The organism is Streptomyces tailanensis (assembly GCF_008386495.1).
Classification (GTDB): domain Bacteria; phylum Actinomycetota; class Actinomycetes; order Streptomycetales; family Streptomycetaceae; genus Streptomyces; species Streptomyces tailanensis.
Window position 1 is genome coordinate 5777 of record NZ_VTHJ01000045.1, and the last position, 26987, is coordinate 32763.

At 69.9% G+C, this 26987-nt stretch carries 24 protein-coding genes and 4 pseudogenes; 2 read left to right on the forward strand and 26 right to left on the reverse strand.

Features of this window, described 5'->3' with window-relative positions:
• Positions 1–24: 24 nt before the first annotated feature.
• The 17 genes and pseudogenes from F3T56_RS30780 to F3T56_RS30850 all read right to left on the reverse strand — a co-directional run bounded on the left by F3T56_RS30780 (position 25) and on the right by F3T56_RS30850 (position 15689).
• Complete coding sequence (locus tag F3T56_RS30780; protein WP_149828623.1) at positions 25–399, reverse strand: F0F1 ATP synthase subunit epsilon; 375 nt, start codon at positions 397–399, stop codon at positions 25–27.
• 129 nt (positions 400–528) lie between these two features.
• The gene (atpD, locus tag F3T56_RS30785; RefSeq protein ID WP_149828624.1) at positions 529–1965 is read right to left on the reverse strand and encodes a F0F1 ATP synthase subunit beta; all 1437 of its coding nucleotides are present in this window, start codon (positions 1963–1965) and stop codon (positions 529–531) included.
• Positions 1965–2879, reverse strand: a complete 915-nt coding sequence (locus tag F3T56_RS30790) for a F0F1 ATP synthase subunit gamma (RefSeq protein ID WP_149828625.1) — start codon at positions 2877–2879, stop codon at positions 1965–1967. Before F3T56_RS30790 ends, atpD begins: the two co-directional genes overlap by 1 nt.
• 21 nt (positions 2880–2900) lie before the next feature.
• The gene (gene atpA / locus F3T56_RS30795; RefSeq protein WP_149828626.1) at positions 2901–4499 is read right to left on the reverse strand and encodes a F0F1 ATP synthase subunit alpha; all 1599 of its coding nucleotides are present in this window, start codon (positions 4497–4499) and stop codon (positions 2901–2903) included.
• A gap of 121 nt (positions 4500–4620) precedes the next feature.
• Complete coding sequence (locus tag F3T56_RS30800; protein WP_149828627.1) at positions 4621–5436, reverse strand: F0F1 ATP synthase subunit delta; 816 nt, start codon at positions 5434–5436, stop codon at positions 4621–4623.
• The gene (locus F3T56_RS30805) at positions 5433–5981 is read right to left on the reverse strand and encodes a F0F1 ATP synthase subunit B (protein ID WP_425473665.1); all 549 of its coding nucleotides are present in this window, start codon (positions 5979–5981) and stop codon (positions 5433–5435) included. The genes F3T56_RS30800 and F3T56_RS30805 overlap by 4 nt, the downstream gene beginning before the upstream one ends.
• Positions 5982–6023: 42 nt before the next feature.
• Entirely contained in the window at positions 6024–6272 is a 249-nt protein-coding gene (locus tag F3T56_RS30810; protein ID WP_029382919.1) for an ATP synthase subunit c family protein, read from the reverse strand.
• Positions 6273–6344: 72 nt separating this feature from the next.
• Positions 6345–7139, reverse strand: a complete 795-nt coding sequence (atpB, locus tag F3T56_RS30815) for a F0F1 ATP synthase subunit A (protein ID WP_149828665.1) — start codon at positions 7137–7139, stop codon at positions 6345–6347.
• Between the two features lie 237 nt (positions 7140–7376).
• On the reverse strand, positions 7377–7790 hold the full coding sequence (locus F3T56_RS30820) for a Cg1360 family ATP-synthase-associated protein (RefSeq protein ID WP_149828628.1): 414 nt from the start codon (positions 7788–7790) through the stop codon (positions 7377–7379).
• 312 nt (positions 7791–8102) lie between these two features.
• Positions 8103–9569 carry a cobalamin-dependent protein gene (locus F3T56_RS30825; RefSeq protein WP_149828629.1) on the reverse strand — a complete coding sequence of 489 codons (1467 nt, stop codon included), beginning with the start codon at positions 9567–9569 and terminating at the stop codon, positions 8103–8105.
• The gene (locus F3T56_RS30830; RefSeq protein ID WP_149828630.1) at positions 9562–10815 is read right to left on the reverse strand and encodes a type III PLP-dependent enzyme domain-containing protein; all 1254 of its coding nucleotides are present in this window, start codon (positions 10813–10815) and stop codon (positions 9562–9564) included. The genes F3T56_RS30825 and F3T56_RS30830 overlap by 8 nt, the downstream gene beginning before the upstream one ends.
• A pseudogene (locus F3T56_RS30835) lies at positions 10812–12294 on the reverse strand (AMP-binding protein). Before F3T56_RS30835 ends, F3T56_RS30830 begins: the two are co-directional and overlap by 4 nt.
• A 31-nt stretch (positions 12295–12325) precedes the next feature.
• The gene (locus F3T56_RS49465) at positions 12326–12682 is read right to left on the reverse strand and encodes an AMP-binding enzyme (RefSeq protein WP_342787008.1); all 357 of its coding nucleotides are present in this window, start codon (positions 12680–12682) and stop codon (positions 12326–12328) included.
• Complete coding sequence (locus tag F3T56_RS30840) at positions 12658–13776, reverse strand: AMP-binding protein (protein ID WP_342787010.1); 1119 nt, start codon at positions 13774–13776, stop codon at positions 12658–12660. Before F3T56_RS30840 ends, F3T56_RS49465 begins: the two co-directional genes overlap by 25 nt.
• Complete coding sequence (locus F3T56_RS48415) at positions 13701–14492, reverse strand: hypothetical protein (RefSeq protein WP_246204061.1); 792 nt, start codon at positions 14490–14492, stop codon at positions 13701–13703. Before F3T56_RS48415 ends, F3T56_RS30840 begins: the two co-directional genes overlap by 76 nt.
• On the reverse strand, positions 14485–15105 hold the full coding sequence (locus tag F3T56_RS30845; RefSeq protein ID WP_149828631.1) for a 4'-phosphopantetheinyl transferase family protein: 621 nt from the start codon (positions 15103–15105) through the stop codon (positions 14485–14487). The genes F3T56_RS48415 and F3T56_RS30845 overlap by 8 nt, the downstream gene beginning before the upstream one ends.
• 41 nt (positions 15106–15146) lie before the next feature.
• Positions 15147–15689, reverse strand: coding sequence for an acyl carrier protein (locus F3T56_RS30850; protein ID WP_149828632.1), 543 nt, complete (start codon positions 15687–15689; stop codon positions 15147–15149).
• Between the two features lie 164 nt (positions 15690–15853).
• Here F3T56_RS30850 and F3T56_RS30855 point away from each other — a divergent pair.
• Together F3T56_RS30855 and F3T56_RS30860 are read left to right on the forward strand one after the other, a co-directional pair.
• A pseudogene (locus F3T56_RS30855) lies at positions 15854–16708 on the forward strand (acyl-CoA dehydrogenase family protein); the annotation flags it as partial.
• A 17-nt stretch (positions 16709–16725) separates the two neighbouring features.
• Positions 16726–17831: pseudogene (locus tag F3T56_RS30860) on the forward strand (HAD-IIIC family phosphatase).
• 20 nt (positions 17832–17851) lie between these two features.
• Here F3T56_RS30860 and F3T56_RS30865 read toward each other — a convergent pair.
• From F3T56_RS30865 to F3T56_RS30905, 9 genes and pseudogenes are all read right to left on the reverse strand, one after another.
• A pseudogene (locus tag F3T56_RS30865) lies at positions 17852–18504 on the reverse strand (O-methyltransferase).
• A gap of 410 nt (positions 18505–18914) precedes the next feature.
• Positions 18915–20285, reverse strand: a complete 1371-nt coding sequence (locus F3T56_RS30870) for an MraY family glycosyltransferase (protein ID WP_149828633.1) — start codon at positions 20283–20285, stop codon at positions 18915–18917.
• Positions 20286–20414: 129 nt separating this feature from the next.
• Positions 20415–21653, reverse strand: a complete 1239-nt coding sequence (locus tag F3T56_RS30875) for a serine hydroxymethyltransferase (protein ID WP_149828634.1) — start codon at positions 21651–21653, stop codon at positions 20415–20417.
• Between the two features lie 76 nt (positions 21654–21729).
• Positions 21730–22401 (reverse strand): arsenate reductase/protein-tyrosine-phosphatase family protein, encoded by a 672-nt coding sequence (locus F3T56_RS30880; RefSeq protein WP_149828635.1) that lies wholly within the window; start codon positions 22399–22401, stop codon positions 21730–21732.
• Complete coding sequence (locus F3T56_RS30885) at positions 22398–23045, reverse strand: L-threonylcarbamoyladenylate synthase (RefSeq protein WP_149828636.1); 648 nt, start codon at positions 23043–23045, stop codon at positions 22398–22400. The genes F3T56_RS30880 and F3T56_RS30885 overlap by 4 nt, the downstream gene beginning before the upstream one ends.
• 59 nt (positions 23046–23104) lie before the next feature.
• Positions 23105–23944 (reverse strand): peptide chain release factor N(5)-glutamine methyltransferase, encoded by an 840-nt coding sequence (gene prmC / locus F3T56_RS30890; RefSeq protein WP_149828637.1) that lies wholly within the window; start codon positions 23942–23944, stop codon positions 23105–23107.
• 81 nt (positions 23945–24025) lie between these two features.
• Positions 24026–25102, reverse strand: coding sequence for a peptide chain release factor 1 (gene prfA, locus F3T56_RS30895; protein ID WP_149828638.1), 1077 nt, complete (start codon positions 25100–25102; stop codon positions 24026–24028).
• A 99-nt stretch (positions 25103–25201) separates the two neighbouring features.
• The gene (gene rpmE, locus F3T56_RS30900) at positions 25202–25423 is read right to left on the reverse strand and encodes a 50S ribosomal protein L31 (RefSeq protein ID WP_028804216.1); all 222 of its coding nucleotides are present in this window, start codon (positions 25421–25423) and stop codon (positions 25202–25204) included.
• A 420-nt stretch (positions 25424–25843) separates the two neighbouring features.
• Positions 25844–26971 (reverse strand): LCP family protein, encoded by a 1128-nt coding sequence (locus F3T56_RS30905; RefSeq protein ID WP_149828639.1) that lies wholly within the window; start codon positions 26969–26971, stop codon positions 25844–25846.
• Positions 26972–26987: the final 16 nt, after the last annotated feature.

Below are 26987 nucleotides of genomic sequence, written 5' to 3' on the forward strand. Positions count from 1 at the left end.
TACAGCATCACACGGTGTACGGGCTCAGCGCGCCGACACCGTCCGCAGTCGGACATCCGCGCGGCGCTCGGCGGCGGCGTCGCCCTCCGCCTTCGCGCGCTCCAGCTCCCGCTCCGCAAGCTGGACGTCGATCTCTTCGGCCAGCTCGGCGACCTCGGCCAGCAGGGACAGCTTGTTGTCCGCGAACGAGATGAAACCGCCGTGCACGGCGACGACGACCGTGCCGCCCTCACTCGTACGGATGGTCACCGGGCCCGACTCCAGCACACCGAGCAGCGGCTGGTGACCGGGCATGACGCCGATGTCGCCGGACGTGGTGCGCGCGACGACCAGGGTGGCCCGGCCCGACCAGACCTCTCGGTCGGCCGCGACCAGCGCGACGTGCAGCTCAGCAGCCAAGGTGGCTCCTCGGGTCACCACCCGGCGCCTCCGCCGGGTGTTGGGTTCAATTCTAGATGGAGTGCAGAGGGGGGCGGGACGCACCCCATGAGGTGTGGTCTCGCCCCCTCTGTTCACGAGTGCCTGACGTCAGCTGACGCCGAGCTCCTTCGCGTTCTTCTTCAGGTCCTCAAGGCCACCGCACATGAAGAACGCCTGCTCCGGGAAGTGGTCGTACTCGCCGTCGATGATCGCGTTGAACGCGGTGATCGACTCGTCCAGCGGCACGTCCGACCCGTCGACGCCGGTGAACTGCTTGGCGACGTGGGTGTTCTGGGACAGGAAGCGCTCCACGCGACGGGCACGGTGGACGACGAGCTTGTCCTCCTCGCCGAGCTCGTCGATACCGAGGATCGCGATGATGTCCTGCAGGTCCTTGTACTTCTGCAGGATGCTCTTCACGCGCATCGCGGCCGAGTAGTGGTCGGCGGCGATGTACCGCGGGTCGAGGATGCGGGACGTCGAGTCCAGCGGGTCCACGGCCGGGTAGATGCCCTTCTCGGAGATCGGACGGGAGAGAACCGTCGTCGCGTCGAGGTGGGCGAAGGTGGTGGCCGGGGCCGGGTCGGTCAGGTCGTCCGCGGGGACGTAGATCGCCTGCATCGAGGTGATCGAGTGACCACGGGTCGAGGTGATGCGCTCCTGGAGGAGACCCATCTCGTCGGCCAGGTTCGGCTGGTAGCCCACCGCGGAGGGCATACGGCCGAGCAGGGTCGACACCTCGGAACCGGCCTGGGTGAAGCGGAAGATGTTGTCGATGAAGAACAGCACGTCCTGCTTCTGCACATCGCGGAAGTACTCCGCCATGGTCAGACCGGCGAGGGCCACACGCAGACGGGTGCCCGGGGGCTCGTCCATCTGACCGAAGACCAGTGCGGTCTTGTCGATGACGCCCGAGTCGGACATCTCCTCGATGAGGTCGTTGCCCTCACGGGTGCGCTCACCGACACCGGCGAACACCGACACACCGTCGTGGTTGTTGGCGACGCGGTAGATCATCTCCTGGATGAGCACCGTCTTGCCGACGCCGGCACCACCGAACAGACCGATCTTTCCACCCTTGACGTACGGGGTGAGAAGGTCGATGACCTTGACGCCGGTCTCGAACATCTCGGTCTTCGACTCGAGCTCGTCGAAGTTCGGGGCCTTACGGTGGATGGACCAGCGCTCGCCCTCGTAGGTCTCGTCGACGTTCAGCACCTCACCGAGGGTGTTGAACACCTTACCCTTGGTGAAGTCGCCGACCGGGACGGTGATGCCCGTACCCGTGTCGGTGACCGGGGCCTGGCGGACCAGACCGTCGGTGGGCTGCATCGAGATGGTGCGGACCAGGCCGTCACCCAGGTGCTGGGCGACCTCCAGGGTCAGCGTCTTCAGCTCGCCGGCGTTGGCCGGGTCGGCCACCTCGACGTGAAGGGCGTTGTAGATCTCGGGCATCGCGTCGACGGGGAACTCCACGTCGACGACCGGGCCGATGACCCGGGCGACGCGGCCCGTGGCAACGGCCGTCTCAGAAGTCGTCGTCATTACTTGTCACTCCCCGCGGTCGCGTCGGAAAGGGCTGCGGAGCCACCGACGATCTCGCTGATTTCCTGGGTGATTTCGGCCTGGCGGGCCGCGTTGGCAAGGCGGGAGAGCGTGTTGATCAGCTCGCCCGCGTTGTCGGTCGCCGACTTCATCGCGCGGCGGGTGGCGGCGTGCTTGGAGGCAGCCGACTGCAGCAGCGCGTTGTAGATACGGCTCTCGACGTAGCGAGGCAGCAGGGCGTCGAGGACGTCCTCCGCCGACGGCTCGAAGTCGTACAGCGGAAGGATCTCGCCCTTGGGCTTCTCCTCCGCGACCTCTTCGAGGCGGAGCGGGAGCAGCTGAGCGTCGAGCGCCTGCTGCGTCATCATCGAGACGAACTCGGTGTAGACGATGTGGAGCTCGTCCACGCCGCCGTCCGCCGTGTCCTTCTCGATGGCCTCGATCAGCGGGCCCGCGACCTTCTTGGCGTCCGCGTATGCGGGCTCGTCCGTGAAGCCGGTCCACTGGTCCGCGATCTTGCGCTCACGGAAGTTGTAGTGGGCGACACCACGACGGCCGACGATGTACGTGTCGACCTGCCGGCCCTCGGCCTCCAGCCGCGCCGTCAGCTGCTCCGCGGCCTTGATGGCGTTGGAGTTGAAGGCACCGGCCAGACCGCGGTCACTCGTCAGCAGCAGCACTGCGGAACGCGTGACCGTCTCGGCCTGCGTGGTCAGCGGGTGCTTGGTGTTCGAACCAGTGCCCACCGCCGTGACCGCGCGGGTGAGCTCGGTCGCGTAGGGCGTGGAGGCCGCCACCTTGCGCTGCGCCTTGACGACGCGCGAGGCGGCGATCATCTCCATCGCCTTGGTGATCTTCTTGGTCGCGGTGACGGATCGGATGCGACGCTTGTAGACCCGGAGCTGAGCTCCCATGAGTCAGGTCCCTTCCTTACGTCACTTGGAGACGTTGACGGTCGCCGGAGCGTCCTCGCCGAGCAGCTTGCCGTCCGCGGTCTCGAACTGCTTCTTGAACTCGGCGACGGCGTCGGCGACGGCCTGGATGGTGTCGTCCGACATCTTGGCGCCCTCCTTGATGGAGGTCATGAGGCCCTGCTCCTTGCGGTGCAGGTACTCCAGGAGCTCCTTCTCGAAGCGGCGGATGTCGGCGACCGGCACGTCGTCCATCTTGCCGGTGGTGCCGGCCCACACGGAGACGACCTGGTCCTCGGTGGCCATCGGCTCGTACTGGGCCTGCTTCAGCAGCTCGACCATGCGCTGGCCGCGCTCCAGCTGGGCCTTCGACGCGGCGTCCAGGTCGGACCCGAAGGCGGCGAACGCCTCCAGCTCACGGAACTGGGCGAGGTCCACACGCAGACGACCGGAGACCTGGCGCATCGCCTTGTGCTGGGCGGAACCACCGACTCGGGAGACGGAGATACCGACGTTCAGCGCGGGACGCTGACCGGCGTTGAAGAGGTCCGACTCCAGGAAGCACTGGCCGTCGGTGATGGAGATGACGTTGGTCGGGATGAACGCCGAGACGTCGTTGGCCTTGGTCTCGACAATCGGCAGACCGGTCATCGAGCCCGCGCCCATCTCGTCGGAGAGCTTCGCGCAGCGCTCAAGCAGACGGGAGTGCAGGTAGAAGACGTCACCCGGGTAGGCCTCACGGCCCGGCGGGCGGCGCAGCAGCAGGGACACGGCGCGGTAGGCGTCGGCCTGCTTCGAGAGGTCGTCGAAGATGATGAGGACGTGCTTGCCCTCGTACATCCACTGCTGACCGATGGCCGAACCGGTGTACGGCGCCAGGTACTTGAAGCCGGCCGGGTCGGACGCCGGGGCGGCGACGATGGTCGTGTACTCGAGCGCGCCGTTCTCCTCCAGCGCGCGACGGACCGACGCGATGGTCGAGCCCTTCTGGCCGATGGCGACGTAGACGCAGCGGACCTGCTTCTTCGGGTCGCCCGAGCGCCAGTTGTCGCGCTGGTTGATGATCGTGTCGACGGCCAGGGCGGTCTTGCCGGTCTGGCGGTCACCAATGATCAGCTGACGCTGGCCACGGCCGATCGGGGTCATCGCGTCGACGGCCTTGTAGCCGGTCTCCATCGGCTCGTGCACCGACTTACGGGCCATGACGCCCGGGGCCTGCAGCTCCAGGGCGCGTCGGCCGCTGGTCTCGATCTCGCCGAGGCCGTCGATCGGGTTGCCGAGCGGGTCGACGACACGGCCGAGGTAGCCCTCGCCCACGGCGACCGACAGGACCTCGCCGGTACGGGTGACCGGCTGACCCTCCTCGATGCCGCTGAACTCACCGAGGACGATGGCGCCGATCTCGCGCTCTTCCAGGTTGAGCGCGAGGCCGAGGGTGCCGTCCTCGAACTTCAGCAGTTCGTTGGCCATGGCCGAGGGAAGACCCTCGACCTTCGCGATGCCGTCGCCGGCAAGGGTGACCGTACCGACCTCCTCGCGCGAGGCCGCGTCCGGCTTGTACGACTGGACGAAGTTCTCCAGCGCGTCCCGGATCTCCTCCGGCCGGATCGTGAGCTCCGCCATCTGGGTTCCCTGCTCTCCTTGTTGGGCCCGAAGTTTCACTTTGGGGGTCTGGGGGCGACCCCCAGGATTCTTCTGCACGGCCCAACCAGGGCCGTAAGTACGTACTGCTGTGAAGTTGCCGCTAGCTCGCCAGTCGGCGGCCGGCGTCCTCGAGTCGGTCCGCGATCGAGCCGTTGATGATCTCGTCGCCCACCTGCACCCGGATCCCGCCCAGGACCTCGGGGTCCACGTCGAGGTTGAGGTGCATCTGCCGGCCGTAGAGCTTCGCCAGGGCGGCGCCGAGGCGCTGCTTCTGCGGTCCGCTCAGCGGGACGGCCGAGGTGACGACGGCGACCATGCGGTCCCGGCGCTCGGCGGCGAGCTTGGACAGGGACTCGAGTCCCGACTCCAGGCTACGTCCACGCGGCGCGGTCACAAGGCGCGTCACCAGACGCTCGGTGGTGGCCTGGGCACGGCCGCCGAGCAGGCTGCGCAGCAGCTCGCCCTTGGCGGAGGTGCCGGCGGCACGGTTGGTCAGCGCCGCACGCAGCTCGGTGTTGGAGGAGACGATCCGGCCGAACCGGAACAGCTCGTCCTCGACGTCGTCGAGCGTGCCCGACTTCTGCGCGGCGGTGAGGTCCGCGACGTTCGCCAGCTCCTCCAGCGCGTCCACCAGGTCGCGCGACTGCGACCACCGGGAACGGACCAGGCCCGCAACCAGGTCGGCGGTGGTCCCGCTGACCTGGCCGCCGAGGATGCGCCCGGCCAGTTCGGCCTTGGCCTCGCCGGCCTGCGCCGGGTCGGTGAGGACCCGACGCAGCGACACCTCGCGGTCGAGCAGCGCGGTGACGGCGGCCAGCTCGTCGGCGAGCGAGGTCGCGTCCACGGACGTGGAGTCCGTCAGCGCGTCGAGACGCTCACGTGCGGCTGCCAGGGCCTCGCGGCTCGCTCCGTTCATCGCGTGGCCTCGGCCTTCTCCTCGAGGTCGTCGAGGAAGCGGTCGATCACGCGGCTCTGCCGGGCGTGGTCCTCAAGGGACTCGCCGACGAGCTTGCCGGCCAGGTCGGTGGCGAGCTTGCCCACGTCCTGACGCAGCACGGAAGCGGCGACCTTGCGGTCGGCGTCCAGCTGCGTGTGACCGGCGGCGATGATCTCCTCACGCTGCCGCTGGCCCTCGGCGCGCATCTCGGCGATGAGCACGGCGCCCTGCTCCTGCGCCTCCTGGCGCAGCCGCGCGGCCTCGTGCCGGGCCTCGGCGAGCTGGGCCTTGTACTGCTCGAGCACGCTCTGCGCCTCGATCCGGGCTGCCTCGGCCTTCTCGATCCCGCCTTCGATTGCCTCGCGGCGCTGCTCCAGAACGTTGTTGATGTTCGGAAGGAGCTTCTTGCCCAGGACAAAGAAGACGATCGCGAAGGCGATCAGCCCGATGACAAGCTCGGGGATCTCCGGGATGAGAGGGTTCTGCGCCTCTTCGGCCGCCAGGTGTACCAAGGGCGGGATCACGTCAGTTCCTTCCGTCGAAATGTCTCGTCGGCCGGGACCGGATCAGGAAGGCACCGGGTACACGAAGCCCATGACCAGACCGATCAGGGCGAGCGCCTCACAGAGCACGAAGCCCAGGATCTGGTTCTGGCGGATCAGGCCGGCAGCCTCGGGCTGGCGGGCGAGGGCCTGCGTACCGTTACCGAAGATCACACCCACGCCGATGCCGGGGCCGATAGCGGCCAGGCCGTAGCCGATGGCGGCGAAGTTGCCCTGGATGTTGGTCGCGGCGAGGGTCTGGAGAGCGGACATGCCGTTTCTTCCTTCTCTTTCACGGTCCGGTGGGGGTTGGCCACCGGGAGTATGTGGGGTGGTCGGTTGTACTCAGTGGTGCTCGGCGAGCGCGCCCTGGATGTAGCTGCAGGACAGGAGGATGAAGACGTAGGCCTGGAGTGCCTGGATGAACAGCTCGAAGACCGTCATCACGATGACCATCAGGAACGAGACGGCCGAGTAGGCCATGCCGATGCCGTTGAGCAGGTACCAGGTGCCGATGGTGAAGATCAACAGCAGCACATGCCCGGCGAACATGTTCGCGAAGAGTCGGACGGCGTGCGTGAACGGCCGGATGAACAGGTTCGACAGGAACTCGAAGAACATGACCATCGGGAACACCGGGCCGAGCGACCTGTCGTAGCCGGTGATGTTCTTCCAGCCCCCGATGAAGCCGTGCCGCTTGAAGGTCAGGCTGACCCACAGGATGTACACGAGAGCGGCGAGGCCGGCCGGGAAGGCGATGACCGAGGTGACCGGGAATTGCGCGAGCGGGATGATCGCCCAGAGGTTCATGATCCAGATGAAGAAGAACAGCGAGACCATGAGCGGGACGTACTTCTCGCCCTCGCGCTTGCCGATCGTCTCGTAGACGACACCACGGCGCACGAAGTCGTAGCCGGCCTCGCCGATCATCTGGAGCTTGCCGGGAACGATCTCCGGCTTGCGGAACGCGGCCCAGAAGAACCCGATGACGATGATCGTGCTCAGCGCAGCCAGCAGTATCGGCTTGTTGAACTCGATGCCGCCGACCGTGAACATCGGCTTGAAGAGGAAGGAGTGCAGGCCGGGGGTCGGGAAACCGCACCCTTCGAAAATATGACAATCGGTCTCGAAGGCGAGCATCTTGGCACTACTCACCCGGAGCTCCTTGAGCGTGGCGCATGGGTACGGCAACCTCGATGTGTCGGCGCGGCGTACGACCGCGGAACGGCACTGGACTGGACTTGCGGGTATGGGGGCGGCGACTGGGCTCCGAGCCGTGAGGCGTCACAGGCACGGCTGCCGCCCACGCCAGCTCTGCCGCAGTTGTGGCGAGACCATAGCAAAGGAGCGGAAGCCTCTTTACACCGGCCCTACAGGTCACGATGGCGTCCGGGCGGAATCCGGCTCCACGTAAAGGATCTTTGCCTTCATATGCAGACGCACCTGGGCGGCGATCCACACCAGGGTGCCGGCGAGCAGGGTGAAGGCGAAGCACTTGGGATTGAACGCTGACGTCCCCCGCAGCGCGGTCAGGACGACCATCAGCAGCAGGATCTGCGTCGTGTAGACCAGCAGCCCCATCATCTGGAACAGATGGGGCAGCGAACGCGCGGTCCGCTGCAGCACCACGAGGCCGCTCGTCATGAACAGCACGACCAGAAGGGTGCCGAAGGCGGCGCCGAGCGCACCCTTGCCGCCGGCCACGGCGGCACTAACTGCGACTCCCACGGCACCGGCGGCGACGGTGGGAGTTGAGCAGAACAGGAGCGTTCGGACGTCGTGGGACTGCATGAGGGCAGCTCCTCCGGCGAAGTGCGAGTGGGAAACGGTGCGGTCGTCGAGTGACGACCCCAGCCCGAGAGTGACGAGGCGTGCCTCACCCGAGCAGCCCGCTGAGGTCGCGGCGGCTCAAAGTGTATCTCCCGGGTTCTCGTGAACCGTATCACAAACTATTTGATGCAGTCTTTACCAAGTGGGCGTGCTGGATGTCACACATGAGAGTGAAGCTGCGCGTCTGCGCAAAAACCGGGTTGGATTGTCTGGTATGGCGGCCTTCATTCCGTCAGGCGTTGGCAATGTATTAGTCAGATTCTTACCTTGGCGTCAGCGCGTCGCGGCCACTCCGGCCTCGGATCCCGGTTCGTCGAACTTCCGCCGGACGTAGGAGAGATCCCTGAGGAGGTCCGCCGAGGTGAACCACCGGCTGCGGGACCGTTGCGGCACGTCGAACGGCAGGGCGCCCGTCGCCTCCCAGCGGAGACGTCCGTCGGGGTCGATGAAACTGCGGGTCTGCCCCCTGTTGTCCGGGTGCAGGCAGTAGGGGATGTCCAGATAGCCCTTCCGGAACGCCTGCAACAGGGCACGGCCCACGTCCGGGTCGAGGTTCAGCACCGCGTCGACCAGTGCCGCGGCCTCCTCGTAGGTCGCGGAGTCGGTTCCAGCGTCGACGGGGGTCCGCGGCACCCGGCGGGCTGCCCGGGCCGCGTACTCCAGGGCGCGGACGTTCTCCTCGATGCTCGGGATGCGCCGGGACTCCGCGGCCGTCTTGACGATCATCCGCTGCGCGCCGCCCGTGACAGCGAGTTCGACCGCCTGTCCGAGCAGGCGGTAGGCACCGTCGCGCGTCTGCGGATAGAGGCCCATGTACGCGTAGACGACGACGTGCCAATCGGCGGTCGGCAGCAGTTCCCCGCACAGCCGCCGCAGCGCGCCGACGGCCTCGCGGTCCTGCACCGGGTGGGTCTGCTGGGCGTAGCTGACGGAGACACTGCGGATGCCGTGCTGGGCGAAGAAGAGGGCCTCCAGCACGCTGATGGCCACCAGCTGGCTGGGCGGGCACAGCTGACCGAGCATGCAGCCGCCGAAGGTCTCCAGGTGCGGCTCCACACCGGTGTCGCGGAGCTGGGCCAACAGCTCGCAGCCGACTGCCCAGTTGTGGACGGACTCGGACAGCGGCGTACGGCCGTACGGCAGGCAGTAGGAGACCGGTCCGCCCTCGGTGGCGCCCAGGCGCACGGCGCACAGGGCGCGGAAGATGTCGACGGGGTCCGCCGAGCCGTGGCGTACCTGGACGGGGAATTCCGGGCCGTGGATGCCGTCCAGTACCTGCGCGGTGGTGGCGGCGGGGTGGCTGACCACCAGATAGCCGTTGAGTGCGACGCCGTCGCGCAGGGCGCTCTCGACGGCGGCCAGGTGGCCGACCCGGGTGTGGGCGTCGACCGTGATGGTGCCGGCGGTGCGGGCGGCGGCCGCCCGGACCGCCGAGACGAGCTTTCCGCCGATCACCACGGGCATGGCAAAGAGCCCGGGGTGGGACCGCAGCCTGCGGATGACCCGCAGCCCGTCCTGGCAGCCGTGCCCGTTGACGCTGCTGATCACGACGAACGCTGGGCGGATCGCGGCACAGCGGGTGACCAGCAGGTCGTCGGGGACGCAGGGGCCGAGGTTCACGACGTCGTGGCCGAGTTCCTCCAGGAGCAGTTGCAGGAACACCAGGTTCCAGGTGTGGGAGTCGGACGCCATCGACGTCACGACGACGGTCCGCCGCGTCCCGGTTCGCGCATCAGTCATGTGCCCGTTTCACCTTCCGGTAGGTCCGTACGTGCTCGATGCGGGAGACGGAGACCACGTCGCCGCTGCGGACCACCGCCTCGGCCGGGGCGGGCCTGCCCAGGAACATCAGGAGGCTGGCCGTGGGGCCGTAGGCTCCGGTGTTGGGCATGGCGACGAGGTCGCCGGGGCGCAGTCCGGCGGGAACCTCGACGTCCCGTCCGAGGGTGTCGCCGGGGGTGCACAACGGTCCGGCGAGGGTCACGCGTTCGGTCTCCGTGGACTCGGACTCCACACGTACCGACACCGGGAGGATCCGGCCCAGGCCGGACAGTCCGCCGAAGGTGTTGATCCCGGTGTCGGGGATGACGAAGGTCCGGCCCCGGCTGACCTTGACGTTGCTGACCGTCGCCAGCAGGGTCCCGCAGTCGCCGGCCAGATAGCGGCCCGACTCGACGGCGAGCCGTGGGGTGCCCTGCCGCCAGCCGGGGAACCGCGCGTCGAGGGCGGCTCCGAGCGCGGCGCGCAGGGCGGGGTAGGCCGTCCGCTCGCCGCGCTGTCCGTAGGGGACCGCGAAGCCGCCGCCGATGTCGAGCAGGCGGAGCGGCACGCCGAGTTCCCGCTCGATGCGTGCGGCGGTGTCGATGGTGTGCTCGAACTCGGCGATCAGGGCCTGCTCGTCGGCCGCGTTGCTCTGGGAGAACAGGTGCAGGCCCGCGACCGAGATGCCCGGTACCGAGCACAGCCGCGGCGCCAGGCCGGCGATCGTCTCGCTGTCGATGCCGAACTGGGTGGGCCGGCCGGTCATGCGGACGCCGGTGGCCGCTCTGGCCGTCACGTCGTTGATACGCAGCAGGCAGTCGGCGACCGTGTCGTGGGCCAGGGCGGCCTCACCGATGTGTTCGAGGTCGGTGAGCGATTCGGCGGAGAACAGCCGGACGCCCTGTTCGACCGCCTCGCGCAGTTCGCCGGGGGTCTTGCCGGGCCCGGCGTAGAGGACGGTCCCCGGGTCGTGTCCGGCCTGCAGTGCCGCGGCGAGTTCCCCGGTGGAGCTGATCTCGGCCCGGCAGGCGCGGCCGTCGCCCTCGCGCAGGGCCTGTACGAGGTCCACGTGCGGGTTGGCCTTGAGGGCGTAGAAGACGTCGAACTCCTCGGGCAGCGCGCCGAACAGGTCGTGCCGGGCGGCGTCGAGGCGGTCGAGGTCGTAGACGTAGAGAGGGGTGCCGTACTGGTCGGCCAGTTCGCTCAGGTGCGGGTGCGCGGTCATGCCTTCTCCCCCTCGAGCAGGGCCGCGAGTTCACGGCGGGCGTTCTTGCCGTGCAGGGTGAGGGGGAACTCCTTGAGTACGCGGCAGATGGTGGGCACCTTCGGCAGTTCCAGGCGCTTGGTGAGTTCGGCGGTGACCTGGTGGGCGTCGAGGTCGCTCTCGACGAACAGGGCGAGTCCGTGGCCGTCGCCGGGGGCAGCGCGGCGGCGGCGCGTACGCCGGGGATGTCCAGGGCCGCGCTCTCGATCTCCAGGGTGCTCATCCGGAAGCCCTTGTGCTTGAACATGTCGTCGCGGCGGCCCTCGAAGTAGAGGTGGCCCTCGTCGTCGAGCCATCCGTAGTCGCCGGTGTGCAGCAGGGGCTCGCCCGTGCGGGGGTCGCGGCGGAAGGCGCGGGCGGTGTCCTCGGGGTTGCGCCAGTACCCGGCCATCACGTGCGGCCCGGTGGCGACGATCTCCCCACGTCACCGGCAGGCAGCGGGCTGCCGTCGTCGTCGAGGATCAGCACCCGGGTGCCGGGCAGCGGCAGGCCGACGGAGTCGGGGCGCCCCTGGTCGGCCTCTGGGGGCATGACCGTGATGCGCTTGGCCTCGGTCTGGCCGTACTGCCGCACCACCCGGGTGCCGGGGAAGTGGGTGCGCAGGGCGTCGATGGTGCTCTGGGGGAGGGCGGCGCCGGTGTTGGTGAACATGCGCACGGGTGGCACGGGCTGGGCGTCCCGGCCGGCCAGCCGGACGATCATCGTGGCGAGGGACGGGACGATCGGCACGACGGTCACACCGGTCTCGCGCATGCGCTGCAGGAGACGGAAGTCGGACTCGCCGTCGGCGAGGACGATCTCGCAGCGTGCGACGCAGGTCATCAGGACCTTGCACAGGCCGTAGTCCCAGGACATGGGGAAGCGGCAGAAGACGACGTCGTCCGGACGGTAGCCGAGCACCTCGGTCAGGGCCCGGCAGGCGAAGGTCACCTGGGCGTGGGGGCACATGACCGCCTTCGGGGCGGCGGTGCTGCCCGAGGTGTAGATCAGCACGGCCAGGTCGTCGGCGGCCACGGGCTCCTCGGGCGGCCCGTCGGCATCCTCGCCGGCCGGGGCGAGGGCCGGCCGTACGTCGGCCATGTCGTGCACGGGGGCGGGGCTGATCCGCCGCAGCACCGGGGCGCCCGCGGCGTCGGTGAGGACGAGCTTCGGTTCCGCGTTGCCGACCACGGAGCGGAGGTGGAACTCCTTCATCGCCGGGTTGAGCGGTACGAAGACGGCTCCGGTGCGGGACGTGCCGTAGAACATGGCGGCCAGTTCCCGGCTGGTCGGCAACTGGACCACGACGCGGTCGCCGCGGCCGATGCCCTGGCCGCGCAGCCAGCGGGCGAACGCCCGGCCGGCCGCGTCGAGTTCACGGTAGGTCCAGCGGCCGTCGGCGTCCCGGATCGCCGGGGCGTCGGGCGCCTCCTCCACGGCGGCGTCCAGCAGGGCGTGGATGGTCTGGCCGTTCAAGTGTGTCTCCCCCGTCTCACCTTGCTCGGGTGGTGGTCGTGAGCGTGTTCCGCAGGGCGCGGCGGTCGATCTTTCCGTTGGCGTTCAGCGGCAGGTCCGTCAGGACGGTGAGGCTGCCGGGAACCATGTACTCGGGCAGGCGGGCGCGCAGGGACGCGAGGACGTCGGCCGGGTCGACGCCGTCTCCCGTGCAGGCGGCCGCGAGGAGGCTCTCGCCGCCGGGGCCGGGGAGGGTCAGCGCGATGGCGTCGCGGACCCGCGGGTGGGCGCGCAGTTCGCTCTCCACCTCGCCGAGTTCGAGGCGGTAGCCGCGCACCTTCACCTGGTGGTCGAGGCGGCCGAGGTGGATCAGGCCGCCCTCAGCGGAACGCACCCGGTCGCCGGTGCGGTACCAGAGCCGGTCGCCGGGGCCGTCGGGGGCGTCGACGGCGGCGGCCCTGTCGTCGCCGGGCTCGTACCGCAGGAAGCGGCCGGCGTTGTCGGCGGGGTCGAGATAGCCCGGGAAACGCTGGACGCCCCGTACGCACAGCTCGCCCTCGTCGGCGGGGCAGCTGTCGTCGTCCACGACGAGCTGTTCCAGACCGGGGTACAGCCGGCCGATCGTACGGTGCCGTTCGCGGGGAGCGGGTCGGCCGGAGTGGCCGGCAGCCGGTACTGGGTGCAGCTCAGCGTGAGCTCCGTCGGGCCGTACAGGTTCTCCAGCACGCTGTCGGGGGCGGCTGCCTGCCAGGTCGCGGCCTGGTCCGTGGTCAGCGGCTCGCCGCAGAAAAGGCTCCAGCGCAGCGTGGGCATGCTGCCGGGGGCCAGCCCGCGCAGCCGCCGGGCGAGTGAGATCACCGATGGCACGGAGAACCAGTGGGTGATGCGTTCCCGGGCGACGAAACGGGGGGCCAGCAGGTCGGCCCGGTCGGGTACGACGACCGTCGCTCCGGAGCTCCAGGCCGCGAACAGGTCGAAGACGGAGAGGTCGAAGGTGAGGTCGAAGGTCTGGGAGAGCCGGTCGCCGACGCCGATGCCGTACCGGGCGGTCACGTGGTCCAGGTACGCCGAGACGTTGCGGTGCCGGATGGGCACGCCCTTCGGGGTGCCGGTGGATCCCGAGGTGAACAGGATGTAGCAGATGTCGTCCGGTCCGGCATGGCCCCGGGCGTCCTCACGGTCCCGGGCCCCGTCCGGGTCCGGGGCGTCCTCCGGGTCGTGGCCGGGCGCCGTGACGTCGGCCGCCAGCACCGGGACCGGCAGCTCCACACCCGCGTGCCCGGGGTCGGCCAGGACACAGTCCAGTGCGGCCGCCTTCGCCGTCGCCGCCGTGCGCGGGGGCGGGAAGCCGGGGTGGAGCGGCACCACGGTGGCGCCGAGGCGCTGTACGGCGAGGTAGCCGGCGTAGGCGGTCAGGGTGCGCAGGGCGAGCAGGCCGACCCGGCGGGGGTGCCGGCCGCCCGTGGTGGCCGCCAGGGCGGCGGCCAGCCGTCCGGCGAGTCGTCGGCGTAGCGGACGAGTGCTCCGGGGTCGGCGCGCACCGTGTCGGCGACGTGATGCAGCGCGGGCAGCAGCCCCTCCACCCACGTGCCTCCGGCGACGGCCGGGTCCGGCGCGTCGGTGAGTTCGAGCCAGCGGTACCCGGTGTACGGCGCCGGCTCCACGGCCTCGCCGAGGGCGTGGCGGTCCCGGCTGACGGCCTGGGGTGTCGTACGGGACAGGGGTGTGAGGACGTCGCGGAGTTCGTGGTCGTCGAGGAGGCCCTCGTACGCCGTCTGGGTGCCGTGCGAGGTGAGTGCGTCGAAGTCGTCGCGGACGGACCACTTCTGCCCGGTCTGCCGGCGGAGCACCAGCCAGTGCGAGGTCTCCGCCGCGCCGTACGACGGGGACCAGGGGATGTGGCGGGTGTTGCCGACGGCGAGTACGGCTCCGTGCCGGGCCAGTTCGGCGTCGAGCGCCTCGCGTGCCGCGGTCCAGTCGTCCGCGCCCCGGTAGGCGAGTCCACGTCCCCGGTCGTCGATGTCCACACGGGAGTGGTGGGAGAAGGCCAGCCCGCCGTCGGGCGGGTCGGTGCGCACCCGCAGGCCGACGGACGCCGCGAGTGTGTCCCCGATGCCGGGGACGCGGGGTTCGAGGTAGGCCACCAGGCTCGCGGTGTAGCGGCTCAGCTCTGCCGGGACGCGCGCTGCGGGAGGCTCACTCACTCTGGTCTCCAGGGGCTTTCGGTCGGGAAGTCGGTGCGGGGAGCGCCGTGTAGGCGCAGCTCAAGGGGATCGGCGACTGATCGCGCAGGCTCACCCACCGGTGGCGGCCCCAGGCGCCCCGCCGGGCATACGGGGTGACGTCGGCGGACCACAGGTCGCCCGCGAGCCCGGTGCCCTCGGCCTTGACGATGGCCTCCCGCACGGTCCACAGCCAGGCGAACTCCGATGCCCGCGGGCCCATGGGGAGGAGGGCGAGCTGCTCGGCGTGGCCCTGCGCACAGCGGCGCAGGAGGGCGTCGGACACGATGTCCGGCGGGTGCTGGAGGTCCACGCCGACGGCGTGGTCGAGGGCGGCGCAGGCGGCGACCGCGTCGCCGTCGTGGCTGACGCTGATGCCGATCCGGGGCCGGCCGAGGAGCCGGGGGCCGCCGCGGTCGGTGTACGTGACGGGCGCGTGCCGTGCCTCGGGGAAGTGGGCGGCCAGCAGCCGGCGCAGCGCCCGGCGCGCGGCGAGGTGCTCGCGGGCGCGCCAGGCGGGCAGGTGCTCGGCCCCTGCCAGGTCCTGCGGGGTGAGGCCGGTCCGGTCGTCGGCCGGGGAGTCCGCGTGCTCCATGGTCACCCAGCTGCCGGGGGCCGCCTCGGTGTGCAGTCGGTCTATTCACGGTCGAGCGCGCGGTTCAGCAGCGAGCAGAGGCCTTCGATGCTCTGCAGGTTCTCGGGCACCAGGTCGGCCGGGGCGAACTCCACGGCGAAACGTTCCTCGAGGATCTCCACGACCTCCACCATCCGGATCGAGTTGAATTCCGGACGGTCGGTCAACTTCCCTGCGGTCAGGGCGCTTTCGTCGATGCCGAGGACGGAGGCCACGACCTCGCGCACGGCTGCTCCGGCCCCGAACACGGCGGTGTCCCCGCGCAGCGCGGCGGCGGCCCGCTCGAACAGGCCGGGCGGTTCGGCCCGGCCGCGGTCCACCCGGCGGAAGGCGAGGTAGGCGTGCTCGACGAGACCGTCCCAGCCCTCCAGGTGCCGGCGCACCGGCTCCTTCATCGGGGCCCCGCTGAACTCCTCCAGGTAGGCGGCGTGCAGCCGGCGGGAACGGGCGAGCAGCCAGGTCTCGAGGGTGAAGGCATCCAGCGCCGCACGCCGGTCGGGGTGCTCGGCGTAACCGCGCAGGTATTCCGCCGCCGGGCCGGACACGTACCCGGGCTCGGGCCGCGCACCGGTCGGCCGTGAGGTGAACCGTACGGTCTCGGCCCCGTCCGGCAGCGCCTTGAGGAGTGCGGTGTACTCGTCCCGCTGGTACGGGAGGTGTACGGGGCGGGCGCGGCCCCACTGGGTGTCGTTGTGGTAGGCGTCGCTGATCGTGGACGATCCAGCGTCTGGCCAACCCGGACCAGTCGTCCGCCCTGCTGCCCGAACTGGTCGGCGGCCGGCTGGCCGCGGTGGGGTTCAGCGAGACCGGGGCGGGCTCCGACGTGACCGCCATGACCACCAGGATCGAGGTGTCGGGCGACTCGGTGGTCCTGGACGGCCACAAGGTGTGGGTCACCGGCGCGCACTACGCCGACCTGCTGGTCGTCTTCGGGCAGTGCGAGGGGGGCGCGGCGGTCGTCGTGGTGCCCACGTCGGCGCCCGGGGTGCAGGTGGAGCGGGTCGCCGATCCGCTGGGGTGCCGGGCGGCCGGGCATGCGAACGTGCGCTTCGACTCGGTGCGGCTGCCGCTCTCCAGTCTGCTCGGCACCCCGGGCATGCCGCTGCCGTTGCTGGACACCACGGCTCTGGCCTACGGCCGGATCTCGGTGGCCTGGGGCTGCGTGGGGATCCTGCGCGCGTGCCGGAACACGGCGGCACGGCATGCCGCCTCGCGGGTCCAGTTCGGCAAACCGCTCAATGAACACCAGCTCGTGGCAGATCACCTCGCCGACCTGTTCGTGGCCGAGCAGGTCGCGACCCAGTCGTGTGCGCACGCCAGCGCGTGCTGGGACGCCGGTTCCCCGGACCTCGTCGTGGCGACCGTGCTGGCCAAGCACGTCAGCGCAGGCCACGCGGCCCGGGGTGCGGCCACGGCGATGCAGGTGCTGGCGTCGGCGGGGGCGCGGGACGGCCATGTCGTGGCGCGGGCGTACCGGGACGCGAAGCTGATGGAAATCATCGAAGGCAGCAACGAAATCTGCCAGGTGATCCTGGCGCAGCACGCCGTGGCGACGGCGCAGTGACCATCCTGGGGGAATCCATGCCTGAAGAGCCGGCCACCGTGAAGTGCCTGGTCTGGGACCTGGACAACACGCTCTGGCAGGGCACGCTGTCGGAGGGCGACGAGGTGCGGCTGCCGGACTGGGTACGGGAACTGATCGTCGAGCTGGACTCCCGGGGCATCCTGCAGTCGGTCGCCAGCAAGAACGACCACGACCTGGCCTGGGCCCGGCTGGAGGAGCTGGGCGTCGCCGAGTACTTCGTCCTGCCGAGGATCGGGTGGGGCCCGAAGTCGGATTCGGTGCGGTCCATCGCCGAGCGGCTGAAGTTCGCCCACGGCACCATCGCGTTCGTCGACGACCAGCCCGCCGAGCGGGCCGAAGTCGCCTTCCACCTGCCGGACGTCCGGTGCTACGCCGCCGACCAGCTGGGAGAACTGGCGGAGCTACCGGAATTCAGTCCGCGGAACGTCACCGTGGACTCCCGGCGGCGCCGCCAGATGTACCAGGCCGGATTCCGGCGTGAGGCCGAGCAGACCGCATTCCGCGGGCCGGACGAGGAGTTCCTGCGCTCGCTCGAGCTGGAGATGCACATCGCCAGGGCGAGCGAGGAACAGCTGTCGCGTGTGGAGGAGCTCACACTCTGCACCAGCCAGATGAACGCGACAGGGGTCCACTACTCCGACGCGGACCTGCGGGGACTGCTGGCCGACCCCGGGCACGAGGTGCTGGTGACCACCATGGCCGACCGGTTCGGGCCGCACGGCGCGGTCGGTGTGCTGCTGCTGGAGACGCGTCCTGAGGTCTGGCACATCAAGCTGCTGGCGACCTCCTGCCGCGTGGTGTCGTTCGGAGCGGGCGCGGCGATCCTGAACTGGCTGATCGACCAGGCCGCGCGGGCGGATGCCCATCTCGTCGCCGATTTCCGGCCCACGGAGCGCAACCGGATGATGGAGATCGCCTACCGGTTCGCCGGTTTCGGCGACGGGTCCTGCACGTGCCCGGGCACGCTGCCGCGGCGAACGCCGACGCTCTGCAGCGGCTGCACCTCTCTCCGGCGCGGCGCGAGCCGCATGCGACGATCCGGGTCAGCGCACCGGACCTGGCCGCGGACCGCCGCGTGGCCGCGGCGGGGCCGACGCGCTGACCCTGCGCCGACGGGCGCGCTCAGGTCGACTTCTTGCGCGCCAGGGTGATGCCGTCGGCCATCGGGAGGAGCGATATCTCCACCCGGTGGTCGTCGCGCAGGAAGAGATTCAGCTCGCGAATGGCGGAAGTGTCGGGGTCCTGGGCTTCCGGATCGATGACCCGCCCGAAGAAAAGCGTGTTATCGAGGACGATGAGCCCGCCCGGCCGCACCAGTTCGAGCGACAATTCGTAATAGCGGCGGTAATTTCCCTTGTCCGCGTCGACAAAGGCGAAGTCAAAGGTGTCCGCCCTTCCCTCGGCGAGCAGCCCGGCGAGGGTGTCGGCGGCGTTTCCGATACGTACGTCGATACGGGCCGCCACGCCCGCCTTCGTCCAGTACTCCTGGGCGATGGCGGGCCACTTGTCGCTGATGTCGCAGGTGAGCACCTGTCCGCCGTGCGGGAGGCGGCGGGCCATGCACAGGGTGCTGTAGCCAGTGAACGTCCCGACCTCCAGGACGTTCCGGGCGCCGGTCAGCTCGACCAGGAAACCGAGAAGCTGCCCTCTTCGGCCATCACCTGCATTGCCTGCCTCATGGGCAGTTCACTGGTCAGTTCTCGAAGGTCACGCAATGTCTCATCGTCGCGCAATGACACTTCACGCACATAGGAGAGTAATTCCGGCGAGGACATGATTTGATTTTGCCATGCCCTCAAAATATTACCGGCACGCATTGCGACGCAAGAGCGATTGGAACGCACCCGGAGTTTTTGCGTCTTCCCGGTGCGAAGGAACCATGTGGGATCAGAGCCCCCGATGGTGCCCCGCATCGCACGCCGGGTGGTGCACCGCGCTCCGGCCGGGGGCGCGGCGGACCCGCTCGGTGCACGACCGGCGGGCGTGAGGACGCGGTCTCAGCGCCGTACCAGCGGCGTCGGCGCCACCACTCCGCCACGGCCCAGGCCGAGGTGCTGCGGGCCGCGTACGCGGCGTGCTGCGTCTACGTACGCGGCGTGCTGTATGCGCCTGCCGCACGCGGCTCGGCGGCACGCCGAGCCGGGCTCAGCAGCGTGGACGCCGGGAAAGAGGCGGCTGAGGCGCCCTACGTCCGCTCCTTCTCGTGCGCCCGGAAGCGCGAGGAGTTCCCGGACAGCTCGGACAGCGCGGTGCTGCCGTGGAGCTGCATCCCGCTCCACTCGCGCGCGGTCCCGTTCGAGGTTGCCGGACGCGCCGCGGCGACGGACGGCGCGCTCGCCGTCGGCGTCTGCTCGGCGTCGGCGGTGAGCTGCGCGGCATCGGTCCGCACCACCGGGCGGCGGTAACGCGGAGGCACGAACCGCTCGGCCCAGCGCGGGGCGCGAGGGGCGAAGCGGGGCATCAGGAGCAGGAAGAGGCCTACGCCGCTGAGCATGGCGATGGCGAGGACGATCCACATGGACGCCGAGTTCACGGTGTAGGCGAGGGTGCCGAAGGCGATGACCGCCGACCAGAAGTACATGATCAGCACGGCCCGGCTGTGCGAGTGCCCGACCTCCAGCAGCCGGTGGTGCAGATGGCCCCGGTCGGCGGCGAACGGCGACTGACCGCGCCAGGTGCGGCGCACGATCGCGAGGATCAGGTCCGCCGCCGGGATCGCGATGATGGTGAGCGGCATCAGCAGCGGGATGTAGACCGGGACCATCGCGTAGACCGTGCTGCGCTCGGAGCCGTACAGGCCCATCACGTCCGGGTCGACCTGCCCCGTGACGGAGATCGCGCCGGCCGCCAGCACCAGGCCGATCAGCATCGAGCCGGAGTCGCCCATGAAGATCCGGGCGGGGTGCATGTTGTGCGGCAGGAAGCCCAGGCACATGCCCATCAGGACGGCCGCGAAGAGGGTGGCGGGGGCGGCGGCCTCGATGCCGTAGCTGTACCAGAGGCGGTAGGCGTACATGAAGAACGCGGCGGAGGCGATGCAGACCATGCCGGCCGCGAGACCGTCGAGGCCGTCGACGAAGTTGACCGCGTTGATGGTGATGACGACCAGGGCGACCGTGAGCAGGGTGCCCTGCCACTGGGTGAGCGCGACGATGCCGGCGCCCGGGACGGGCAGCCACAGGATGGTCAGACCCTGCATGACCATCACGCCCGCGGCGATCATCTGCCCGCCGAGCTTGATCAGCGCGTCGATCTCGAACTTGTCGTCCAGGACCCCGATGAGCCAGATCAGCGCGGCCCCGGAGAGCAGCGCGCGTGGTTCGTTGGACTCGGCGAAGACCTTGCTGAGGTTGGTCAGGTGGTCGGCGACCAGCAGACCGGCGCACAGTCCGAAGAACATGGCGATGCCGCCGAGGCGGGGGGTGGGTTCGCGGTGGACGTCGCGCGCACGGATCTCCGGCATGGCTCCGGCCACGATCGCGAACTTCCGTACCGGCCCTGTCAGCAGGTACGTCACCGCGGCCGTGATGCAGAGCGTCAGGAGGTATTCACGCACAGGCTTCCCCACAGGTCTCGCTGGCCATCTCAGCCCCACACCCTAGCGTTGCACGCATATGGTTGGGGACTTCCGGGTAGCGACGATGGTTGCACGTGATGCTGTGTCCGGTGGTGCGTCTACCCCACCTCAGCGCGGATACGGCGGAAATCTTCCGGCCAGATCCCGCACTTCTTCACGCGCCTTCTGCGTGTCCATGCCGTCCCGCAGGACCCGCGCGAACACCGCGGCGAGCTGGGACATCTCGGCCTCGCCCATACCCTGTGTGGTCACCGCGGCCGTGCCGAGCCGCAGGCCCCGGGCGTCCCCGTGCGGCAGCGCGCAGCAGTCCAGAACGATCCCGGCGGCGGCGAGCCGGCCACGGGCGGTGCGGCCGTCGACACCGAGTGGCGCGGGATCGACGGTGAGGAGGTGGGTGTCGGTGCCACCCGTGATGACGACGAGGCCTTCCCTGGCCAGCCCCTCCGCCAGCACGCGCGCGTTGGCGACCACCTGATGGGCGTACGCGCTGAACGCCGGTGTCGCCGCCTCCCCGAACGCGACGGCCTTCGCGGCGATGGTGTGCATCTGCGCGCCGCCCTGCGTGAACGGGAACACCGCCCGGTCGACGCGCTCGGCCAGCTCGCTCCCGCACAGCAGCATTCCGCCGCGCGGCCCGCGCAGCACCTTGTGCGTAGTGGCGCACACGATGTCGGCGTACGGCACCGGATTGGGCGCCGCTCCCCCGGCGACCAGCCCGATCGGATGGGCGGCGTCGGCAATCAGATACGCGCCCACCTCGTCGGCGACCTCGCGGAAGAACGCGTGGTCGATGTGCCGGGGATACGAGATCGAGCCGCACACGATGGCCTTGGGGCGGCGGGTACGGGCCAGGGTGCGGACCTGGTCGTGGTCGATGAGCCCCGACTCGGCCTCGACGCCGTAGCCGACGAAGTCGAACCAGCGGCCGGAGAAGTTCGCGGGCGACCCGTGCGTGAGATGGCCCCCGAAGTGCAGCCCCATCGCCAGCACCGTGTCACCGGGGCGCAGCAGGGCGGCGTACGCGGCGAGCACCGCCGAAGACCCCGAGTGCGACTGCACGTTGGCGTGATCGGCGCCGAACAGCGCCTTGGCCCGCTCCACGGCCAGCCGCTCGGCGAGGTCGACGATCTCGCAGCCACCGTGGTGCCGGGCCCCCGGATAGCCCTCCGCGTACTTGTTCGCCAGCGGCGACCCGAGTGCGGCCAGCACGGCCGGCGAGGTGAAGTTCTCGGCGGCGACGAGCTGCAGCGTCGTCGACTGCCGATCGAACTCACCGAGCAGGATGTCGGCCAGCTCGGGGTCCTGCCGCCGCAGGACATCGGCCTCTAGGACAGGGGTGACCGACATGGCGAACTCCGGTGCGTCGACGATGACGTACGACCAATGTAGGCCCGCGCGCCGCGGCCCGCCCGGTGTTGGGCCATCAGGCCCGAGCGGGCACCCCCGTGAGCGCCGTCACCACCGGATCCAGCGCCTGCTGTATCTCGTCCCCCACCGACCGGAAGAACGGCAAAGGCGCCCCGTACGGGTCATACACCTCGTCCGCTTCCGCGGTCGGCGCGAGGAGCCACCCGCGTAGAGCGGCCGCGGCACGCACCAGCGCACGCGCGCGTACGACCATGCCCTCCTCCAGCGGCGGCAGGGTCGTGGGGTCGATGGCCCGGACGAGACGGGTGAACTCCTTCAGGGTGAAGGTCCGCAGCCCGGCCGAATGCCCCATGGAGATGACCTGCGCCCGGTGGTCACGGGTCGCGGTCAGCACCAGGTCAGCCATGATCACGTGCTCGTCGAGCAGTTCCCGCCCCGTGAAGCCGGAGGCGTCCGCGCCGAAGTCCGCGAGCACCGCCTCCGCGTTCGCCTCCATGGGCGCCCCCTCGTGCCCCCAGGTCCCCGCGCTCTCGACGACCAGGCCGCCCCACAGCGGGTCCCCGAGCCGGTCCGCGAGGGCATGCCGGGTCAGCCGCTCGGCGATCGGCGAGCGGCACACGTTGCCGGTGCTGACGTGGAGGATGCGAAAGGTGTCACGCGGAAGCCCAGTGAAGGTCCGCGTCTCTTCCCCGTCCCATATGCCACGCCCCGCGTCAGGGGCCGTCAATTCGCCACCTCGAGGTCGGGTACGACCTTGCGCAGCTCCTCCGCCGAAAGGGCGCCGGCCCGCAGCAGGACCGGCACCTTGCCCGTGACGTCGACGATGGAGGACGGCTCGTTGCCGGGGGTCGGACCGCCGTCGAGGTAGACGGAGACGGAGTCGCCGAGCATCGCCTCGGCGGCGTCGCAGTTCTCCGGCGCCGGGTGACCGGTCAGGTTCGCCGAGGAGACGGCCATGGGACCGACCTCGGTGAGGAGTTCGATGGCGACGGGGTGCAGTGGCATGCGGACGGCGACCGTGCCGCGGGTGTCGCCCAGGTCCCACTGGAGCGACGGCTGGTGCTTGGCGACCAGGGTCAGCGCGCCCGGCCAGAACGCGTCGACGAGTTCCCAGGCCATCTCGGAGAAGTCCGTGACGAGGCCGTGCAGGGTGTTCGGGGAGCCGATGAGGACGGGCGTGGGCATGTTGCGGCCCCGGCCCTTGGCCTCCAGGAGGTCGGCCACGGCTTCCGACGTGAACGCGTCCGCGCCGACGCCGTAGACGGTGTCCGTCGGCAGCACCACGAGCTCGCCCCGGCGGATGGCGGACGCGGCCTCGCGCAGACCGGTGGCGCGGTCGGTCGCGTCGTTGGTGTCGTATCGCCGTGCCATCTAGCGGGCCTCCTCGTACACGTACTGCTGCTGGGGGGATGTCGTAGGACGCGTGCTCATCACGGCAGCGCCTTGCGGGCGGTCGCGAACCGCGGCCGGTTGTTGAGGTCCGGGTGGTCGGCCGCGTCGGCCCAGCCCAGCTCCTCGGTGAAGATCCACGGCACCTGGCCGCCCTGGGTGTCGGCGTGTTCGACGACGACGACACCACCGGGGCGGAGGAGCCGGTGCGCTGTGCGCTCCAGTCCACGGATCAGGTCGAGCCCGTCCTCCCCTGAGAACAGGGCGAGTTCGGGATCGTAGTCGCGGGCCTCCGGCGCCACGTACTCCCACTCCGTGAGCGGGATGTACGGCGGGTTGGAGATGACCAGGTCCACCTGGCCGTCGAGGTCGCGGAAGGCATCCAGGGCGTTGCCCTGGCGCAGGTCGACACGGGAGCCCGCCATGTTCTTGCGGGTCCACCGCAGGGCGTCCTCGGACAGCTCCACGGCGTGCACGCGCGAACGCGGCACCTCCTGGGCGAGGGCGAGCGCGACGGCGCCGGAGCCGGTGCACAGATCGACGATGCAGGGCTCGACGACGTCCATCGCGCGTACGGCGTCTATGGCCCACCCGACGACGGACTCGGTCTCCGGGCGGGGCACGAACACTCCTGGCCCGACCTGCAGTTCTAGGTAGCGGAAGTACGCGCGGCCGGTGATGTGCTGGAGCGGCTCGCGCTGTTCACGACGCGCGATGACCTCCCAGTACCGGGCGTCGAAGTCGGAGTCCTTGACGGTGTGCAGCTCGCCCCGCTTGACGCCGTGCACGAACGCGGCGAGCTCCTCCGCGTCGTTGCGCGGCGAGGGCACGCCGGCGTCCGCCAGGCGCTGGGTGGCCTGGGCCACCTCCGCGAGCAGCACGCCGCGGGGGTTCGGGGGTCGACCCCCGATATGTTGCTGCACGCCATCCTCCGGTCGTACTCGTCGTGCCTCGTGCGTGCCTTACGCGGCTGCCAGCTTGGCGGCCGAGTCCGCGTCGACGCAGGCCTGGATCACCGCGTCGAGTTCGCCGTCCAGGACCTGGTCCAGGTTGTACGCCTTGAAGCCGACGCGGTGGTCCGAGATGCGGTTCTCCGGGAAGTTGTACGTGCGGATCTTCTCGGAGCGGTCGACGGTACGAACCTGGCTGCGGCGGGCGTCGGCGGCTTCCTTCTCCGCCTCCTCCTGCGCCGCGGCGAGCAGCCTGGAGCGCAGGATACGCATCGCCTGCTCCTTGTTCTGCAGCTGGCTCTTCTCGTTCTGGCAGGAGGCGACGACTCCGGTGGGAATGTGCGTGATGCGCACGGCGGAGTCGGTGGTGTTGACGGACTGCCCGCCGGGCCCGGAGGACCGGTAGACGTCGATCCGCAGGTCGTTCGCGTGGATCTCGACGTCGACCTCCTCGGCCTCGGGCGTGACAAGGACACCGGCGGCGGAGGTGTGAATACGGCCCTGCGACTCGGTCGACGGCACGCGCTGCACGCGGTGCACACCGCCCTCGTACTTCAGCCGGGCCCAGACGCCCTGGCCGGGCTCGGTGGCGCCCTGGCCGCCCTTGGTCTTCACGGCGACCTGGACGTCCTTGTAGCCGCCCAGCTCGGACTCGGTGGCGTCGATGATCTCGGTCTTCCAGCCGACGCGCTCGGCGTACCGGAGGTACATGCGCAGGAGATCGCCGGCGAAGAGGGCGGACTCGTCGCCGCCCGCGCCCGCCTTGATCTCCAGGATGACGTCCTTGTCGTCGCTCGGGTCACGCGGGACGAGGAGGAGGCGCAGCTTCTCCGTGAGGTCCTCGCGCTGCTTCTCCAGCTCCTTGACCTCGGCGGCGAAGTCCGGGTCGACCGCGGCGAATTCGCGGGCGGTGTCGATGTCGTCACCGGTCTGCTTCCAGGAACGGAACGTGCCGACGATCGGGGTCAGCTCCGCGTAGCGCTTGTTCAGCTTGCGCGCGTTGGCCTGGTCCGCGTGGACCGACGGGTCGGCGAGCTTCTTCTCCAGGTCGGCGTGTTCCCCGACCAGTTCCTCGACCGCCTCGAACATCTCCGGCTCCCTGTACGACGTGATAAGTGGGCTGCACCGCAAAGCGCCGGTCCCGGAAGCCCCCGGCCGGGGGCACCGAGGACCGGCGCTGTGGGCTCGCTACTTCTTGGCAGCGGCAGCCTTGCCGAAGCGGGCCTCGAAGCGGGCCACGCGGCCACCCGTGTCGAGGATCTTCTGCTTGCCCGTGTAGAACGGGTGGCACTCGGAGCAGACCTCGGCACGGATGGTGCCGCTCTCGATCGTGCTACGGGTGGTGAACGACGCGCCACAGGTGCAGCTGACCTGCGTCTCGACGTACTCGGGGTGGATGTCGCGCTTCAAGGTGTCTCCTAGTTTCGGGAGGGCGCCGGGTCGCTGCCGCGGGATGCGAGGGCGTGAACCGGAGCCGACGTACCAGTCTGCCAGCACTGGCCGCATCTCCCAAAACCAGGGGGTGCCCCCTGGTATTCCCCAGGCTCCGCCTCGGCCCTGCAGCCATGCCGCTGCCATGCGTAGCTGCGGGCAGTCGTGCCGCTAGGGAGGCTGCCCACCCAGCAGCGGCGCCGTGCTGCGCGACCTGACCCCGCCCAGCACGCGCCATGGGGTGCCTCTTGATCGTCGTTGGCGGCTGCGGGTTCGTCGTGGCTTGTCGCGCAGTTCCCGCGCCCCTGAAAGACCCTCCGGCGCCCCCAGTCAAAAATAGGCACCCCACCAGGAAGAGGCCCCGTTCAAGAAGAGGCCCCGTCCAAGCAGAAGCCCCGCTCAAGAAGAAGCCACGACCCCCTCCGCCGTGCCCGTCGCCGTGCCCTTTGTCGCTGACTTCGGGATCGTCCTGTCGGCCTTCAGGGCGGCCCAGACCTGCGTTGACTTCTTCTCGTCGACCAGTACCCGGTTCGGGTCCGCCGGGTCGTACTGGACCGGCATTGTGATCATGGTCATGTTCTTGGAGCTGATGCCTTTGAGGCCGTTCGCGAAGGAGGCCAGGTCCTTGACGGAGTCGAGGTCGGAGTCGGTGGTGACGGCGTCCGTGGCGGTGTCGGCGAGGTCGTAGAGCTTCTTCGGGCTGGAGAAGAGGCCTACCTCCTTGACCTGTTCGAGCAACGCCTTGATGAAGGCCTGCTGGAGCTGGATACGGCCGAGGTCGGAGCCGTCGCCGACCCCGTGCCGGGTGCGGACGAGACCGAGGGCCTGTTTGCCGCCCAGCGTGTGCTCCCCGGCCTTGAGGTCGAGGTGGCTGTCGGGGTCCTTGATGTCCTTGGTGGTGGTGATGTCGACCCCGCCGAGGACATTGATGAGCTTCTCGAAGCCCGCGAAGTCGACCTCGATGTAGTGGTCCATGCGGATCCCGGTCATGGACTCGACGGTCTTGACCGCGCACGCGGCGCCGCCGGTGGTGTACGCGGAGTTGAACATCGCCGCCGTGGCCGCCGGATGCGTCTTGCCGTCCGGGTCGGTGCACTCGGGCCGCTCGACGAGGGTGTCCCGGGGTATGGAGACCACGCTCGCCCGCTTGTGGCCCTCGTACACGTGCACGACCATCGCCGTGTCGGAGCGGGCGCTGCCGTCGTCCACGCCGCCGCCGAGCTTCTTGTTGCTGCCCGAGCGGGTGTCGGAGCCGAGGACGAGGATGTCCTGGGAGCCGTTGTCGACGTCGAGGGGCCGGTCGGTGCCGAGGGACTGGTTGATGTCGACGCTCTTGATGTTGCCGTTGAGCTTGAAGTACAGGTATCCGGCGCTCGTGCCGCCCAGTACGAGGATGCCCGCGGCGGTCCAGACGGTGACGAGCACCGCCTTGCCGCGCTTGGGGCGCGCCGCGCGGTGACGCGGGCCGGTGGTGCCGGTAGTGGCGGGCTTCCCCGGAGTGCCGGGTTCCGTGCTCTCGGCGGACATGTGCTCCTCGGTCCTC